At 75.0% G+C, this 15,309-nt stretch carries 15 protein-coding genes; 12 read left to right on the top strand and 3 right to left on the bottom strand.

Going from position 1 to position 15,309, the window contains the following annotated elements; all coding sequences use genetic code 11:
- The first annotated feature begins 67 nt into the window (after positions 1-67).
- From hemE to H508_RS0102670, 7 genes are read left to right on the top strand one after another with little or no spacing between them, the layout of a single operon-like run.
- Positions 68-1,180: a uroporphyrinogen decarboxylase gene (hemE, locus tag H508_RS0102700; protein WP_026372928.1), complete on the top strand. Its 1,113-nt coding sequence runs from the start codon at positions 68-70 to the stop codon at positions 1,178-1,180.
- A complete protein-coding gene (gene hemG, locus H508_RS14125) occupies positions 1,177-2,814 on the top strand; it encodes a protoporphyrinogen oxidase (protein WP_051222569.1) in 1,638 nt (545 codons plus the stop codon). The genes hemE and hemG overlap by 4 nt, the downstream gene beginning before the upstream one ends.
- Positions 2,811-3,503, top strand: coding sequence for a hydrogen peroxide-dependent heme synthase (gene hemQ / locus H508_RS0102690; RefSeq protein ID WP_035253680.1), 693 nt, complete (start codon positions 2,811-2,813; stop codon positions 3,501-3,503). The genes hemG and hemQ overlap by 4 nt, the downstream gene beginning before the upstream one ends.
- Positions 3,500-4,798 (top strand): ferrochelatase, encoded by a 1,299-nt coding sequence (locus tag H508_RS17780; RefSeq protein WP_245569427.1) that lies wholly within the window; start codon positions 3,500-3,502, stop codon positions 4,796-4,798. Before hemQ ends, H508_RS17780 begins: the two co-directional genes overlap by 4 nt.
- Positions 4,795-5,736 carry a hydroxymethylbilane synthase gene (gene hemC, locus H508_RS17775; protein ID WP_026372925.1) on the top strand — a complete coding sequence of 314 codons (942 nt, stop codon included), beginning with the start codon at positions 4,795-4,797 and terminating at the stop codon, positions 5,734-5,736. The genes H508_RS17780 and hemC overlap by 4 nt, the downstream gene beginning before the upstream one ends.
- A 7-nt stretch (positions 5,737-5,743) precedes the next feature.
- Positions 5,744-6,442, top strand: coding sequence for a uroporphyrinogen-III synthase (locus H508_RS14120; RefSeq protein WP_035253679.1), 699 nt, complete (start codon positions 5,744-5,746; stop codon positions 6,440-6,442).
- A gap of 9 nt (positions 6,443-6,451) precedes the next feature.
- The gene (locus tag H508_RS0102670) at positions 6,452-6,928 is read left to right on the top strand and encodes an aminoacyl-tRNA deacylase (protein ID WP_026372924.1); all 477 of its coding nucleotides are present in this window, start codon (positions 6,452-6,454) and stop codon (positions 6,926-6,928) included.
- A 29-nt stretch (positions 6,929-6,957) separates the two neighbouring features.
- On the opposite strand, the gene H508_RS0102665 is transcribed toward H508_RS0102670, so the two are convergent.
- Positions 6,958-7,221: a hypothetical protein gene (locus H508_RS0102665; protein ID WP_026372923.1), complete on the bottom strand. Its 264-nt coding sequence runs from the start codon at positions 7,219-7,221 to the stop codon at positions 6,958-6,960.
- A 212-nt stretch (positions 7,222-7,433) separates the two neighbouring features.
- On the opposite strand from H508_RS0102665, the gene H508_RS0102660 reads away from it, so the two are divergent.
- From H508_RS0102660 to H508_RS0102640, 5 genes are all read left to right on the top strand, one after another.
- Positions 7,434-9,098, top strand: a complete 1,665-nt coding sequence (locus H508_RS0102660; RefSeq protein ID WP_026372922.1) for an ABC-F family ATP-binding cassette domain-containing protein — start codon at positions 7,434-7,436, stop codon at positions 9,096-9,098.
- A 33-nt stretch (positions 9,099-9,131) separates the two neighbouring features.
- On the top strand, positions 9,132-10,163 hold the full coding sequence (locus H508_RS0102655; protein WP_026372921.1) for a serine hydrolase domain-containing protein: 1,032 nt from the start codon (positions 9,132-9,134) through the stop codon (positions 10,161-10,163).
- 98 nt (positions 10,164-10,261) lie between these two features.
- Positions 10,262-11,266 carry a porphobilinogen synthase gene (gene hemB / locus H508_RS0102650; RefSeq protein WP_084154972.1) on the top strand — a complete coding sequence of 335 codons (1,005 nt, stop codon included), beginning with the start codon at positions 10,262-10,264 and terminating at the stop codon, positions 11,264-11,266.
- Positions 11,263-12,567 (top strand): glutamate-1-semialdehyde 2,1-aminomutase, encoded by a 1,305-nt coding sequence (hemL, locus tag H508_RS0102645; protein WP_026372919.1) that lies wholly within the window; start codon positions 11,263-11,265, stop codon positions 12,565-12,567. The genes hemB and hemL overlap by 4 nt, the downstream gene beginning before the upstream one ends.
- Before the next feature lie 124 nt (positions 12,568-12,691).
- Complete coding sequence (locus H508_RS0102640; protein WP_026372918.1) at positions 12,692-13,393, top strand: hypothetical protein; 702 nt, start codon at positions 12,692-12,694, stop codon at positions 13,391-13,393.
- 40 nt (positions 13,394-13,433) lie between these two features.
- Here H508_RS0102640 and nucS read toward each other — a convergent pair whose 3' ends face one another.
- Both nucS and H508_RS14115 read right to left on the bottom strand, forming a co-directional pair.
- On the bottom strand, positions 13,434-14,129 hold the full coding sequence (nucS, locus tag H508_RS0102635) for an endonuclease NucS (protein ID WP_021009562.1): 696 nt from the start codon (positions 14,127-14,129) through the stop codon (positions 13,434-13,436).
- On the bottom strand, positions 14,126-15,304 hold the full coding sequence (locus tag H508_RS14115) for an MFS transporter (protein ID WP_211220830.1): 1,179 nt from the start codon (positions 15,302-15,304) through the stop codon (positions 14,126-14,128). The genes nucS and H508_RS14115 overlap by 4 nt, the downstream gene beginning before the upstream one ends.
- Positions 15,305-15,309: the final 5 nt, after the last annotated feature.

The raw sequence follows: 15,309 nt of genomic DNA, 5'->3' as shown, positions 1-15,309 counted from the left end.
CGCACGCTCATGGCTGGCGCACAGCCGGCGCCAGGTCGGCGAGCCGCCCGCGTGGGACAATGGGAGAGTGACCGCCCTGCCCGAGAACCACCCGCTCAACGCGCGCACCGGCGCCTCGCCGCTCGTCCGCGCGTACCGCGGCGACAGACCCGAGACGACCCCGGTGTGGTTCATGCGGCAGGCGGGTCGCTCGCTGCCGGAGTACCGCGAGCTGCGAGCGCGCACCGACGGCCCCGACCGCGACATGCTCGACACGTGCCTCGTGCCCGAGCTCGCGAGCGAGATCACCCTCCAGCCGGTCCGCCGCCACGGCGTCGACGCGGCGATCTTCTTCAGCGACATCATGGTGCCGCTCAAGCTCGCGGGCGTGGACGTGAAGATCGCACCCGGCGTCGGCCCGGTCGTCGCCGAGCCCATCCGCACGCCCGACGACGTCGCGCGGCTCGTCGCGAACGACCCCGCGGTGCTCGACGCCGCGCTCGACCCGGTGCGCGAGGGCGTGCGGCGGACGATCGCCGGGCTCGCCGAGATCGGTGACGGCTCGACCCCGCTCATCGGCTTCGCCGGCGCGCCCTTCACGCTCGCCGCCTACCTCGTCGCGGGCCGCCCCTCGAAGGACCACCTCGAGGCGCGCACCCTCATGCGCGCCCACCCCGACGCGTGGGACGCGCTCACCCGCTGGGCCGCCGACGTCACCGGCCGGTTCCTGCGCGCCCAGGTCGAGGAGGGCGCGAGCGCCGCGCAGCTGTTCGACTCGTGGGCGGGCTCCCTGCCGCTCGAGCAGTACCGCGAGCACGTCGCCCCCGCGTCGCGCCTCGCGCTCGACCGCGTGCGCGACCTGACCGACGCATCCGGCGCCCGCGTGCCGCTCGTGCACTTCGGCGTCGGCGCGGGCGAGCTCTACTCGGCGATGAACCTCGACGTCGACGCCGTCGGCGTCGACTGGCGCGTGCCGCTCGACGCCGCGCTCGAGCGGATCGACGGCGACGTCACGGTGCAGGGCAACCTCGACCCCGCCGTGCTCGGCGCGCCGTGGGAGATCATCGTCGCCGCGATCGACCACGTCATGCTCGCCGGCTCCGTCGCCCGCGCGCACGTGTTCAACCTCGGCCACGGCGTGCCGCCGACGACCGACCCAGAGGTGCTCACGCGCATCGTGCAGGCGGTGCACGCTCGGTGACCGACGACCTCGCTCGGCCCTCGTCGGCGGCGGATGCGTCCGCCGGCCGGAGCGCGCCGACCCACGACACGATCGTGCTCGGCGCGGGCGTCGCCGGGCTCACGGTCGCGCACGACCTCGCGGGCCGCGGCTACCGCGTGCTCGTGCTCGAGGCGAGCGAGCGGCTCGGCGGCGTCGCGAGCGGCATCGAGGTCGACGGGCTCGCGCTCGACGCGGGCGCCGAGTCGTTCGCGACCCGCGGCGGCGCGGTCGCCGAGCTCGCGACCGAGCTGGGCCTCGCCGACGACATCGTCGACCCGAACCCCGCCGGCGCGTGGCTCCAGTTGCCGGGCCGCGCGGTGCCGCTGCCGAAGCAGACGCTGCTCGGCATCCCCGCCGTGCCGCTCGCGCGCGACGTCATCGACGCGCTCGGCTGGGGCGGGGCGCTGCGCGCCTACGCCGACCGGCTCATGCCCGTGCTCAAGATCGGCAAGGACGAGGCGCTCGGCCCGCTCGTGCGCCGCCGCATGGGGCAGAAGGCGCTCGACCGGCTCGTCGCGCCGCTCGCGGGGGGCGTCTACTCCGCCGACCCCGACCTGCTCGACATCGCGGTCGTCGCACCCGGGCTCAACAACGCCATCACGCGCGCCGGCTCGCTCTCGGGCGCCGTCGCGCTCGTGCTCGAGGAGCGCGCCGGCGCCGCGAAGCAGGTCGGCAGGCCGGGCTCTGCCGTGCAGGGCATCCGCGGCGGCATCCACCGCATCACCGCCGCGCTCGCCGAGCGCGCGCGCGAGCACCGCGCCGAGCTGCGCACGGGCGTGCGCGCCCTGTCGGCCGCGAAGACCGCGACCGGCTGGCGCGTGCAGACGGATGCGGGCCGCTTCGACGCGTCGTCGCTCGTCGTCGCGCTCCCCGACCGCGAGGCGCGCCGCGTGCTCGGCTCCATCCGCTCGTCGAGCAGCGACCAGAGGTCGCGCATCGAGACGGATCTCGATGCGCCCGACTCCGTCGGGCTGCTCGATCAACGGGAGGGCGGCGTCACCGTCGAGCTCGTCACGCTCGTCTTCCCCGCCGGCGCGATCGAGGGCGACCCGCGCGGCACGGGCGTGCTCGTCGCCGCCGACGCGACGGGCGTGCGCGCGAAGGCGATGACGCATTCGAGCGCGAAGTGGCCGTGGCTGCGCGAGGCCGCCGCGGGCCGCGAGGTCGTGCGGCTCTCCTACGGCTCGGGCACTGCCGCCCCGGCGACCGAGGGGCTCGACGACGCTGCAGCCGCGGCGCTCGCGCTCGAGGACGCGAAGGCGATCCTCGGCATCGACCTGCCGCAGCCGCTCGCGAGCGCCCGCGTGCGCTGGGAGCAGGGCCAGCCCTCGTCGATCGTGGGCGCGAAGCGCCGCCAGCAGGCGCTCCGCGACGCCGCGGCCGAGCACGAGAACCTCGAGGTCGTCGGCGCCGCCGTCGCCGGCACGGGCCTCGCGCAAGTCGTGCCCGACGCGCGCGAGGCGGCCCTCCGCATCCGCCGGGAGCGCTTCGCGATCGCCGGCACCCCCTGGACCGAGGACCTCGACGACGAGGCCGCCGCGACCGAGCCGGAGGACGCATCCGGCACCCCGGTGCACGGCACCGTGGAACCGAGAGGACGAGGAGAGGCATGAGCGAGCAGGCATCGCCCCAGGCAGGAGCGCTGGGCGACGGGTTCACCATCTGGAGCGTGCACCGCCGCGGCGGCGCCGGCACCGGCGGAGCGCCGCTCGCCGAGGAGATCGCGGCGCTCGAGGCCGAGGGCGTCACGACGCGCGGCATCTACGACGTCTCGGGCATGCGCGCCGACGCCGACGTGCTCGTGTGGATGCACGGCACGCCTGGCGCCGGCACGGGCGCCGAGGCGCTCCAGGCCGCGGTGCGTCGCGTGCGCCGCTCGCGCGAGCTCTCGGGCACGACGCAGTCGTGGGGCGCGATGGGCGTGCACCGCGACGCGGAGTTCAACAAGTCGCACGTGCCCGGGTTCCTCCGCGGCATCGAGCCGAAGCAGTGGGTGACGGTCTACCCGTTCAACCGCTCCTACGAGTGGTACCTGCTCGACCCCGCCGAGCGCTCCCGCATGCTCGCCGAGCACGGCCGCGCGGGCGCCGCCTACCGCGGCGTGGTCGCGAACACCGTCGCGGCGTTCGCGCTCGGCGACTACGAGTGGATCCTGCCGCTCGAATCCGACGAGCTCGTCGAGCTCGTCGACATGATGCGCGAGCTGCGGGCCGTGGATGCGCGCCTGCACGTGCGCGAGGAGATCCCGTTCTTCACGGGCCGACGGATCACGATCGACGAGATCGAGGAGGTGCTCGCATGAGCGAGTCGACACAGGCACAGGGCGGTTGCTGCGGCGGCGGGTGCTGCGGGGGCGCCGTCCAGGCGCAGCCCGAGCAGCAGCAGGCGGCGCAGCAGGGCCGCCGCGAGACGAAGGCGCCCGCCGCGACCGGCGTGCACCTCGAGCCCGGCGCCGCGGTGCCGAGCGCGACCGAGCCCGCGCAGGCCGGCCCGGAGCACGTCGAGGAGCCCGTCGCCTACGACGGCATCCTGCTGTCGGGCTTCGGCGGCCCGGAGGGGCAGGACGACGTGCTGCCGTTCCTCCGCAACGTCACGCGCGGCCGGGGCATCCCCGACGAGCGGCTCGAGGAGGTCGCGACCCACTACCGCCACTTCGGCGGCGTGAGCCCGATCAACGACCAGAACCGCGAGCTCAAGGCCGCGCTCGAGGCGGCGCTCGCCGAGGCCGGCCTCGACCTGCCCGTCTACTGGGGCAACCGCAACTGGGCGCCCTACCTCGACGAGGCGCTGCAGCAGGCCGCCGACGCGGGCGCCTCGAAGCTGCTCGCGATCCCGACCTCCGCCTACTCGTCCTACTCCTCGTGCCGCCAGTACCGCGAGGACTGGGCCGACGCGCTCGAGGCGACGGGCCTCCAGTCGTCGATGCAGATCGACAAGGTGCGGCAGTTCTTCAACCACCCGGGCTTCCTCGCCCCGTTCGTCGACGGCGTGCGCGCGAGCCTCGCCGAGGCGCGCGAGGCGGGCTTCGCCGAGGCCGAGGTCGAGGTGCTCTTCGCGACCCACAGCATCCCCACCGCCGACGCCGAGCGCTCGGGCGCGCCCGACCTGCACCAGTGGGGGCCGGGCGGCGGCTACGAGGCGCAGCACCTCGCGGCGGCCGAGTACGTCATGGCCGAGGCGGCGCCGGGCGTCGCGTGGCAGCTCGTCTACCAGTCGCGCTCGGGGCCCGCGTCGCAGCCGTGGCTCGAGCCCGACATCAACGACGCGATCGAGGCACTGGAGGGCCGGAAGGCCGTCGTGATCGTGCCGCTCGGCTTCGTGAGCGACCACATGGAGGTCATGTGGGACCTCGACGAGGAGGCGATCGAGACGGCGACCGAGGCGGGGCTGTGGGTGCGCCGCGCGCCGACGCCCGGCGTCGACCCGCAGTACGTCGGCGCGCTCGTCGACCTCGTGCAGGAGCGGCTCGAGGGCCGGCCGGTCGCCGAGCGCAAGGCCGTCACCTCGATCCACCCCTGGTACGACGTGTGCCGCCCCGGCTGCTGCGAGAACCCGCGGCTCGGGTTCCGGCCGGCGATCGCGGGGCTGCAGCCGTGACCGCGCTCAAGGTCGGCACGCGCGGCTCCGAGCTCGCGATGGCCCAGTGCGCGGCGCTCGCCGAGCGGTTCGACGCCGAGGTCGAGCTCGTGCCGATCACGACGCAGGGCGACACCGACCGCTCGTCGCTCCAGCAGATCGGCGGCACGGGCGTGTTCGTCTCGGCCCTGCGGGATGCGCTGCTCGAGGGCCGCGTCGACGTCGCGGTGCACTCGATGAAGGACCTCCCGACGGCACCCGCCGAGGGCATCGAGCTCGCCGCGGTCTCGAAGCGCGAGGACGCCCGCGACGCGCTATGCGCGCGCGACGGGCTCACCTTCGCCGAGCTGCCCGAGGGCGCGAAGGTCGGCACCGGCTCGCCGCGGCGCATGGCGCAGCTGCGGCTCGCCCGCCCCGACCTCGACGTCGTCGACCTGCGCGGCAACGTGCCGACGCGGCTCGCGCGGGCGCAGGGACCGGACGCCGACCTCGACGCGGTCGTGCTCGCGCTCGCGGGCCTCAAGCGGCTCGGGCTCGAGGACCGCGCGACCGAGGTGCTCGATGTGATCGACTTCCCGACCGCGCCGGCACAGGGCGCGCTCGCGGTCGAGATCCGCGCGGGCGACGAGGCGGCGCGGAAGGCCGTCGCGCCGACCGACCACGCGTCGACCCGGGCCGCGGCCGACGCCGAGCGGCGCGTGCTCGCCGGCCTCGAGGCCGGCTGCGCGGCACCGCTCGCGGCGCACGCGGAGGTCGCCGACGGCATGCTCTTCCTCACCGCCTCGGCGTACGCGACCGACGGCTCGAGGAAGCTCACGGCCTCCCACGCCTACACGCTCGACTCGACGAAGCCCGGCGAGCTGGCGGAGGCGGCGCGCGACGTCGCCGAGCGCGCGGTCGCCGAGCTGCTCGAGGGCGGCGCAGCCGGGCTCGTGCACGAGGCGCGCTCGGGCAGCTGAGCCGACGATGCGCGTCCTGATCCCGCGCGGCGGCAGCTGGGGCGACGAGGTCGCGCGCCTCGTGGCCGCGGCCGGGTTCGAGCCCGTGGTGCGCCCGCTCGTGCGGACGGTGCCGGCGGAGGATCAGGATGCGCTCGGGCGCGAGCTCGCGCGGCTCGCGGACGGCGGCTTCGACTGGCTCGTCGTGACGAGCCGCTCGACCGTGCCGGTGCTGCCGCCGGTGCCCGGCTCCGTGCGCGTCGCGGCCGTCGGCGCCGCGACCGCCGCGGCGCTCCGGGAGCGGGGCGTGCCGGTCGACTTCGTGCCGGCGCGGCAATCGGCGGCCGGGCTCGTCGCGGAGTGGCCGGTCCGCGAGGGCAGCGCGTTCTGGCCGCGGGCGCTCGACGCGCGGCCGACGGTCGCCGAGGGCCTCCGGCGGCACGGGATGCGCGTGACCGACGTCGTCGCCTACCGCACCGTGCCGGTCGACGCCCCCGCGCTCGAGCGCGGCGAGCCGCCGATCGACGCGGCGCTCGTCACCTCGGGCTCGATCGCGCGGCAGGTGGCGCGGCTCGGCCTGCCGGCCGGCGCGCGCGTCATCGCGATCGGCGAGCAGACCGCCGAGGACTGCCGCGCCCTCGGGCTGCCGGTCGCGGGCGTCGCCGCGCAGCCGAGCCCCGCCGCGCTCGTCGAGGCGCTGAGGGCGAGCGCGAGCGAGGGCGCGTAGCCTCGGGTCATGGCCGAGTCGAACCCCGCGCTCGAGGCGCTCGCCGCCTCCGGGCTCGAGCACGAGATCACCCGCCACGGCCGCGTGGGCTCGCTCGCCGAGGCCGCCGCAGCGCGCGGCGTCGAGCCCGGCGACATCGTCAAGACGATGGTCGTGCGGCGCGGCGAGGGCGACCACCTGCTCGTGCTCGTGCCGGGCGACCGCGCGATCGCGTGGCCGAAGCTGCGCGAGCTGCTCGGCGTCAACCGGCTCTCGATGCCCGACGCCGACGCCGCGTTCGAGGTCACGGGCTTCCGCCGCGGCAGCATCACGCCGTTCGGCACGACGCGCCAGCTCCCCGTGATCGCCGACGAGCGGATCCTCGGCCGTCGCGTCTCGATCGGCGCGGGCGACCACGGCGTCGCCGCGACCGTCGACGGCGATGCGCTCGTCGCGCACCTCGGCGCCCGGGTCGCCGACGTGACCGATCCCGAGCCGCCGCGCTGACGCATCCGCCGCGCCCGGCAGCGCAGCGCTCAGCGCTCGGGCAGCGCCCGCAGCAGCTCGAGCACCCGCTCGGCGGGCATCTCGCACGGCTTCAGCACCGTGCCGCCGCTCGTGCGCCATACGTTCGCGCTCATGCGCGCGCGGCCGCCGAGCTCCTCGCCGTCGATCGTGCTCGAGCGACCGTCCGCGCGGTCGACGCGCGTGATGCTCCACGTGCGCCCCTCGATCTCGTGCCGGCTCTCGCCGAGCGGCACGCGGTCGACGAGGGCGTCGAGCTCCTCGCCGGCGGTCATGGCGACCACGGTAGCCCGGGAGACCGTTGCCGCGGCCGGGAGGATCCTGTACCGTCGCCTGCGCAATCGTCGGCGGTGTCAGCGCCGGCGCACTTCGCCCGAGGAGACCAGAGCATGACCGACAGCACGGGAGCCGCGATCCCGCGCTGACCCGACGGCACACGCACCGTCGACGCATCCGTCAGCGCATCCACGCTCTCGGAGGTCTCCTCGTGGCACACGCCGCCATCGCGCTCTCGCGCGTCTCGCTCACCTGGCCCGACGGCACCGTCGCGCTCGACGCCGTCACCGGCGCGCTCGGCCACGGCCGCACGGGCCTCGTGGGCCGCAACGGCTCCGGCAAGTCCACGCTCCTCCGGCTCATCGCCGGGGAGCTCTCGCCGACGACCGGCGAGCTCGTCGTGCACGGCACCGTCGCGACGCTGCGGCAGCAGCTCGCGCTCGGCCCGGGCAGCGTCGCCGACGCGCTCGGCATCGCGCCCGTGCTCGACGCGATCGCCGCGATCGAGCGCGGCGACGTCGACGAGCACCGCTTCGACGCCGTCGGCGACCGGTGGGGGATCGAGGCGGATGCGCTCGGCGAGCTCGCCGCGCTCGGCCTCGCGGGCGACGCCGACCTGCTGCGGCGGCCCGTTTCGTCGCTCTCGGGCGGCGAGGCGATGCTCGTCGGGCTCGCGGCCATCCGGCTGCAGCGCGCCGACATCGCCCTGCTCGACGAGCCGACGAACGACCTCGACGCGCGCGCTCGCGCGCGGCTGCACGACGCGATCGGCGCCTGGCGCGGCACGCTCGTCGTCGTCAGCCACGACGTCGCGCTGCTCGAGCGCGTCGACCGCATCGCCGAGCTGCACGGTGCGGCGCCGGTCGAGGGCTCGAGCCTGCGCACCTTCGACGGCCCCTACTCGACCTACCGCGCGGCGATCGACGCCGAGCAGGCGGCGGCCGAGCGCGCTGTTCGCGACGCCGAGCAGCAGCTGCGCCGCGAGCGACGCGATCGCGTCGAGGCCGAGCTGCAACTCGCCGGCCGATCCCGCATCGCGCGGAAGGCCTACGCCGAGAAGCGCGAACCGCGCGCCGTCATGAAGCTGAAGGCCCGGTCGGCGCAGGTCTCCGCCGCGAAGCACCGCGACCTGCACGACGACCGGCGCCGGCGAGCGGAGTCGGCGCTCGAGGATGCGCAGGCGCAGCTGCGCGCGGACCGCGCGATCCGCATCGAGCTGCCCGGCACGGTCGTGCCCGCTGGCCGTGACGTGCTCGCGCTCCGCGACGCGCACGGCGAGCTGCTCGTGCGCGGTCCCGAGCGCATCGCCCTGACCGGTCCCAACGGCGCCGGCAAGACGACGCTGCTCGAGGCGATCGCCGGCGACGCCCGGGACGGCGCCTCAGGGCCGGCCGACGGCGCGCCGACGCCCGTCGCCGAGGTGACCCACCGCATCCGGGAGACCGCGATCCTGCCGCAGCGCATCCGCTTCGATGACGAGGAGGCGACGCTCGTCGACGCGGTGCGCGAGAGGGCGCCGGGTCGCTCGCCGCAGCACGTGCGGGCGCAGCTCGCCCGGTTCCTCTTCCGTGGCGCTCGCGCGGAGCAGCGGGTGCGCGAGCTCTCGGGCGGCGAGCGGTTCCGGCTCGCGCTCGCGAGGGTGCTGCTCGCCGAGCCGGCGCCGCAGCTGCTGCTGCTCGACGAGCCGACGAACTCGCTCGACCTCGACTCGATCGATCGGCTCGTCGAAGCGCTCGCAGCGCATCGCGGAGCGCTCGTCGTCGTGAGCCACGACGAGGCGTTCCTCGAGCGGCTCGGCCTCACGCGCCGCTGGTCGATCGACGACGGGCGGCTGCTCGACCGCCCGATCGACGCCGTCGGCACGGCGCGCGGGTAGCCTGGGCGGCTGGACACACGCAGGAGGCACACGATGCACATCGATCAGGCAGCGCTCGACGAGGCGGTCGCGAAGGGATCGTTCACCGGCGTCGCGACGATCGACGTCGGCGACGAGCGCACGCTCGAGCTCGTCGCGGGCCACCTGCACCGCGCGCTCGGGGTGCCGATGCGCGCCGACGCGCGCATCGCGATCGCGAGCGGCGGCAAGGGCTTCACGGCGCTCGCGATCATGAGGCTCGTCGAGCAGGGCGAGCTGCGGCTCGACCAGCCCGTGCGCGAGCTGCTCGGCGACGACCTCCCGCTCATCGACGAGCGCGTGACGATCGAGCAGCTGCTCGGCCACACCTCCGGGATCGGCGACTACCTCGACGAGGACTCCGACTGGGAGCCGGCCGACTACGTGCTCGAGGTGCCGGCGCACCGGCTCACGAGCGCAGAGGCGTTCCTGCCGATGCTCGAGGGGCACGCGAAGAAGCTCCCGCCCGGCGAGCGCTTCGCCTACTGCAACGGCGGCTACATGGTGCTCGCGATCGTGCTCGAGCGGGTCACGGGCGAGGGCTACCACGACGCGGTGCGCCGGCTCGTGCTCGAGCCCGCGGGCCTCGAGCGCACCGGCTTCCTGCCGCTCAACGCGCTGCCCGCCGACGCCGCGCGCGGCTACATCGACGACGAGGGCGACCTCGTCAACACGCTGCACCTGCCGATCCTCGGCAACGGCGACGGCGGCATCTTCACGACCGCCGACGACCTGCACCGCTTCTGGCTCGCGCTGCTCGACGGGCGGATCGTCTCGCGCGCGACGGTCGACGAGATGATCCGCCCGCGCAACGACGTGCCGGAGGAGGAGAAGCGCTACGGGCTCGGCTTCTGGCTGCACGGCACGCACGACGCCCTCATCCTCGAGGGTTGGGACGCGGGCGCCTCCTTCCGCTCGACGCACGTCGTGGCGACCCGCACGACCGCGAGCGTGCTCGGCAACAGCTCGGAGGGCGGCTGGCGCGTCATCGGCGTGCTCGAGGAGGCGATCGACGCGGCTCTGGCAGCGGGGACCGCCCACGGCTGACACGTGTGTCAGGGGCTGGGCCTGCTGGCCTGATCCTTGCGCTCTCAGCGCAAGCGGCCCGAGGGGCGAGGGCAAACGGCGAGAGTACCCTGGAGGGGATGTCCCCCACGATCCGCCCCCGCCGGCTGCGGCAGAGCGCTCCCATGCGCCGCCTCATGGCCGAGACCCGCATCCACCCCGCGCAGCTCGTGCTGCCGATGTTCGTCGCCGAGGGGCTGAGCGAGCCCCGGCCCATCGGCTCGATGCCCGGCCAGGTGCAGCACACGCTCGACTCGGCCGCGCAGGAGGTCGAGCGCGCGATCGAGGCGGGCGTCGGCGGCGTCATGCTCTTCGGCGTGCCGCAGGAGAAGGATGCGGTGGGCTCGGGCGCGACGGATCCCGACGGCATCCTCAACCGGGCCACCGCCTTCCTCGCCGAGCGCTTCGGCGACGCGACCGTGGTGCAGACCGACCTGTGCCTCGACGAGTTCACCGACCACGGCCACTGCGGCGTGCTCGCGGCCGACGGCTCGGTCGACAACGACGCGACGCTCGAGCGCTACGCCGCGATGGCGATCGCGCAAGCGGAGGCAGGCTCGCAGATCCTCGGGCTCAGCGGCATGATGGACGGCCAGATCGAGCGCGTGCGCGCGGCGCTCGACGAGGCGGGCCACGAGTCGACCGCGATCCTCGCCTACTCCGCGAAGTACGCGACCGCCCTCTACGGGCCCTTCCGCGAGGCCGTCGACTCGAGCCTCACGGGCGACCGCAAGACCTACCAGCAGGATCCCGCGAACCGCCGCGAGGGCCTCCGCGAGGCGCTGCTCGACATCGCCGAGGGCGCCGACATCGTGATGGTGAAGCCCGCGAGCCTCTACCTCGACGTGCTCGCCGACGTCGCCGCCGCATCCGACGTGCCCGTGTGGGCCTACCAGGTGTCGGGGGAGTACGCGATGGTCGAGGCCGCCGCCGCGAACGGCTGGATCGACCGCGACCGGATGATCGCCGAGAGCCTCACGAGCATCGTGCGCGCGGGCGCCGACGTCGTGCTGACCTACTGGGCGATCGAGCAGGCGCAGCTGCTCGGCACGATGGGCCTGGGCGCGATGGGAGGCCGCTCGTGAGCACGAACGCCGAGCTGTTCGAGCGGGCGAAGCTCGCGATCCCCGGCGGCGTCAACAGCCCCGTGCGGGCCTTCGGCTCGGTCGGCGGCACGCCCTCGTTCCTCGTGCGCGCGCACGGCGCGTACGTCACGGATGCCGAGGGCCGCGACCTCGTCGACCTCGTCGCGAGCTGGGGCCCCGCGATCCTCGGCCACGCGCACCCCGAGGTGATCGAGGCGGTGCAGGACGCCTCGAGCCACGGCCTCTCCTTCGGCGCCTCGACGCCCGCCGAGGCGCTGCTCGCCGAGGAGGTCGAGCGCCGCGTCGGCCCGGTCGAGCGACTCCGGCTCGTCTCGACCGGCACCGAGGCGACGATGACCGCGATCCGCATCGCGCGCGGCGCGACGGGCCGCGACCTGCTCGTGAAGTTCGACGGGCACTACCACGGCCACTCCGACGGCCTGCTCGTCGCGGCGGGCTCCGGCCTCGCGACGCTCGCGATGCCCGGCTCGGCCGGCATCCCCGAGGCCGTCGCGGCGACGACGCTCGTCGTGCCCTACAACGACCGCGACGCGATCGAGGCGGTCTTCGCCGAGCACGGCGAGCGCATTGCGGCCGTGATCGTCGAGGCCGCCGCCGCCAACATGGGCGTCGTCGAGCCCGACGGCGACTTCAACGGCTTCCTCGCCCGCACCGCGCACGCGCACGGCGCGCTGCTCATCAGCGACGAGGTGCTCACGGGCTTCCGCGTCGACGCGGCCGGCATGTGGGGCATCGAGCGCTGGAGCGGCGACGAGGCGCCCGACCTCCTCACGTTCGGCAAGGTCATCGGCGGCGGCATGCCGCTCGCCGCGGTCGGCGGCCGGCGCGACCTCATGGAGCTGCTCGCGCCGCTCGGCCCCGTCTACCAGGCCGGCACGCTCTCGGGGAACCCGGTCGCGGTCGCGGCCGGCCTCACGACCCTGCGGCTCGCGACCGACGATGTCTACCGCAGGCTCGACGCGGCGGCCGACACGATCACCGCGGCGCTCACCGACGCCCTGCGCGCCGAGGGCGTCGCCCACGCGATCAGCCGCGTCGGCAGCCTCTTCTCGGTGGCGTTCTCCGAGACCGCGCCCCGCAGCTTCGACGAGGTGCGGCAGCAGGAGGCGTTCCGCTACCCGCCGTTCTTCCACGCGATGCGCGAGGCGGGCGTGAGCCTGCCGCCGAGCGTGTTCGAGGCGTGGTTCGTCACCGCCGCGCACGGCGACGAGCCGCTCGCGCGCATCGTCGAGGCGCTCCCCGCCGCCGCGAAGGCCGCCGCCGCCGCGACAATCGCGTAGCGCCCGGCCAGCCTCCCGCGGAGTGGCGGCACTCTGCGGTCTCGACCGCCGTCCGAGCGCAGAGTGCCGGAACTCTGCGCTCGCGAGGGTGGTGTGGGCTGCGGTCGCGGGCTACCGTGTGCGCATGGCGAAGGCGTCGGCGTGCCCGGAGTGCGGCACCGCCATGCTCGAGATCGTCTGGGGCTACGGCACGATCGCCGATGTGGGCGACGCGGGCGACGTCGTGATCGGCGGATGCGTCGTCGACGTCGACGAGGACGGCCGCGTCGCCGCCCTCCAGTGCCCCGCGTGCGGCACGCGCACCGACGCCGCCGGCATGCGGCTCGAGCGGCCGGAGCCCGCGGGACCGGCCGAGCACCCGCTCGCCGTCAGCTTCAGCAGTCCGCCACCGGAGCCGTGGGAGGTCACCGTGCCGCAATCCGATGCAGCCCAGCAGCGCGAGCCGCAGGAGCCGTTCGGCGAGGCGGGGCAGGCCTTCGCCGTGCCGTCGTCGGCACCGTTCGTCGACGAGGACTTCGGCGGCACCCCGCCCGCCGCCGGCTGGCGCGACCGGGTCGAGCCCTACTCGTCGCACGACGACGCGCTGCCTGCCGGCTCCGCTCCCGCGCCCGAGCGCGTGGCGCCCTACGCGTCGCGCGAGGATGCGCTGCCCGAGCCGGGCGGCCGGATGCCCGACCACGTGTCGCCCTACGCGTCGCGCGAGGATCCCGTGCCCGCCGCATCCGCCCCCGCGCCCGATCGCGTCGACCCGTACGCGTCGCGCGATGACGAGCCGCCGCAGAGCCCCGCCGGCTGGCGCGAGCGCATCGACCCCTACTCGGCGTAGCCCCTCCGCCAGCTGAGCCGCTCCGGGCCCGCCCGGGACGTCAGAAGAGCCGCGCGTGCCCCGAGTCGATGCCGCGCATCTCGTCGTAGTCGAGCACGACGCAGCGGATGCCGCGGTCCTCGGCGAGCGTCCTCGCCTGCGGCTTGATCTCCTGCGCCGCGAACACGCCCGTGACGGGCGCGATGCGCGGATCGCGGTTGAGCAGCTCGAGGTAGCGCGTGAGCTGCTCGACGCCGTCGATCTCGCCGCGCCGCTTGATCTCGACGGCGACGGTCGCGCCCTCCGCGTCGCGCGCGAGGATGTCGACCGGCCCGATCGGCGTCATGTACTCCCGCCGCCACAGCTCGAAGCCGTCGCCGAGGCGCTCGATCTGCTCGGCGAGCAGCACCTGCAGGTGCGCCTCGACGCCGTCCTTCACGAGCCCGGGGTCGACGCCCAGCTCGTGCGACGCATCCGAGAGCACCTCGTGCACCGACACGATGAGCGAGTCGCCGGTCTTCCTGTGCGTCACCGTCCACACCTCGGTGATGCCGGCCGCGCGCTGCTCGTCGTCGGGCTCGGATGCGGTGAACACCGCGGGCGGGCTCATCCAGTTGAGCGGCTTGTACGAGCCGCCGTCGGAGTGGACGAGGATCGAGCCGTCAGCCTTGAGCATGAGCACGCGCGGTGCGAGCGGGAGGTGGGCCGAGAGCCGGCCGGCGTAGTCGACGGAGCAGCGGGCGACGACGATCCTCATCGGGTCTCCTCGGGGGTCGGGGTGCGCTCACGGGCCACGTGGCTGGTGAGCAGCGAGAGCAGCACGAAGACGAGCACGGCGAGCATCGCGAGGCGGAGCCCCACGAGGTCGCCGAGCAGGCCGAGCAGCGGCGGCCCGGCGAGGAAGGCGATGTAGCCGATCGCCGAGACGGTGCCGACGCGCGCGGCGGCGAGGCGCGGCTCGTCGGCGGCGGCGCTCATGCCGACCGGGAAGCCGAGGCTCGCGCCGACGCCCCACAGCAGCACGCCGGCGATGACGAGCGCCGGGTGGTCGGCGAAGATGACGAGCAGCAGGCCGATCGCGGCGAGCGCGGCGGTGCCGCGGAGCACCGGCACGCGGCCGAAGCGCTCGAGCAGCATGACGCCGAGCAGCCGTCCGCCGGTCATCGCGGTGAGGAAGAGCGCGAGCATGACGGCGCCGCCCTCGTTCGAGAAGCCGTGGCCGTCGACCATGGTGAGGGCGAGCCAGTCGTTCGCGGAGCCCTCGGTGAGCGACATGCCGAGCACGAGCAGGCCGAGCAGGAGCGTGCGCGGGTCCTTCCAGACCGCGAGCCGCTCGCGGAGCGTCACGGGCTCCTCGTGCTCGGCGACCGTGTCGGCCGGGAGGTAGCGGTAGATCGTGATGCCGAGCGCGGCGGTCAGGATCGCGACGCCCGTCGCCTGCCAGCCGACGCCGATGCCGAGCGCTTCGCACAGCGCGCCGAGGCCCGCGCCCGCGACCGTGCCGAACGAGAAGAAGGCGTGGAAGATCGGCATGATGGGCTTGCCGACGGCGCGCTCGTTCGCGGCGCCCGAGATGTTCATCGCGACATCGGTCATGCCGGTGAGGCTGCCGCCGAGGATGAAGCCCCCGACGACGAGCCACGCCGTGCCGGCGTCGGCCGCCCAGCCGGCGACCGAGAGGCCCACCGAGACCGAGATCATGCCGATCGAGACGACGAGCCGGGTGCCGAGTGCGTGGATGACGTGGCTCGCGACGAGCAGGCCCGTCACCGAGCCGATCGAGATGCCGAGCAGCAGCATGCCCATCTCGCCGGTCGAGACGTCGAGCATGTCGCGCACGTGCGGCACTCGGGCCATCCAGCTCGCGTAGCCGAACCCCATCGCGAAGAAGGCGGCGAAGACGGCGTTGCGCCAGGCGGTCACGGAGTGCACTCGCC

It is taken from the genome of Agrococcus lahaulensis DSM 17612, assembly GCF_000425105.1.
GTDB classification, from domain to species: Bacteria; Actinomycetota; Actinomycetes; order Actinomycetales; family Microbacteriaceae; genus Agrococcus; species Agrococcus lahaulensis.
This window is presented reverse-complemented; position numbering and strand designations above follow the sequence as displayed.

Excerpts from the sequence above, each read along its gene's own strand:
- hemQ (WP_035253680.1), top strand. The coding sequence starts at position 2,811 with ATGAGCGAGCAGGCATCGCCCCAGGCAGGAGCGCTGGGCGACGGGTTC.
- H508_RS17780 (WP_245569427.1), top strand. The coding sequence starts at position 3,500 with ATGAGCGAGTCGACACAGGCACAGGGCGGTTGCTGCGGCGGCGGGTGC.
- H508_RS14120 (WP_035253679.1), top strand. The coding sequence starts at position 5,744 with ATGCGCGTCCTGATCCCGCGCGGCGGCAGCTGGGGCGACGAGGTCGCG.
- H508_RS0102670 (WP_026372924.1), top strand. The coding sequence starts at position 6,452 with ATGGCCGAGTCGAACCCCGCGCTCGAGGCGCTCGCCGCCTCCGGGCTC.
- H508_RS0102665 (WP_026372923.1), bottom strand. The coding sequence starts at position 7,221 with ATGACCGCCGGCGAGGAGCTCGACGCCCTCGTCGACCGCGTGCCGCTC.
- H508_RS0102655 (WP_026372921.1), top strand. The coding sequence starts at position 9,132 with ATGCACATCGATCAGGCAGCGCTCGACGAGGCGGTCGCGAAGGGATCG.
- hemB (WP_084154972.1), top strand. The coding sequence starts at position 10,262 with ATGTCCCCCACGATCCGCCCCCGCCGGCTGCGGCAGAGCGCTCCCATG.
- H508_RS0102640 (WP_026372918.1), top strand. The coding sequence starts at position 12,692 with ATGGCGAAGGCGTCGGCGTGCCCGGAGTGCGGCACCGCCATGCTCGAG.
- nucS (WP_021009562.1), bottom strand. The coding sequence starts at position 14,129 with ATGAGGATCGTCGTCGCCCGCTGCTCCGTCGACTACGCCGGCCGGCTC.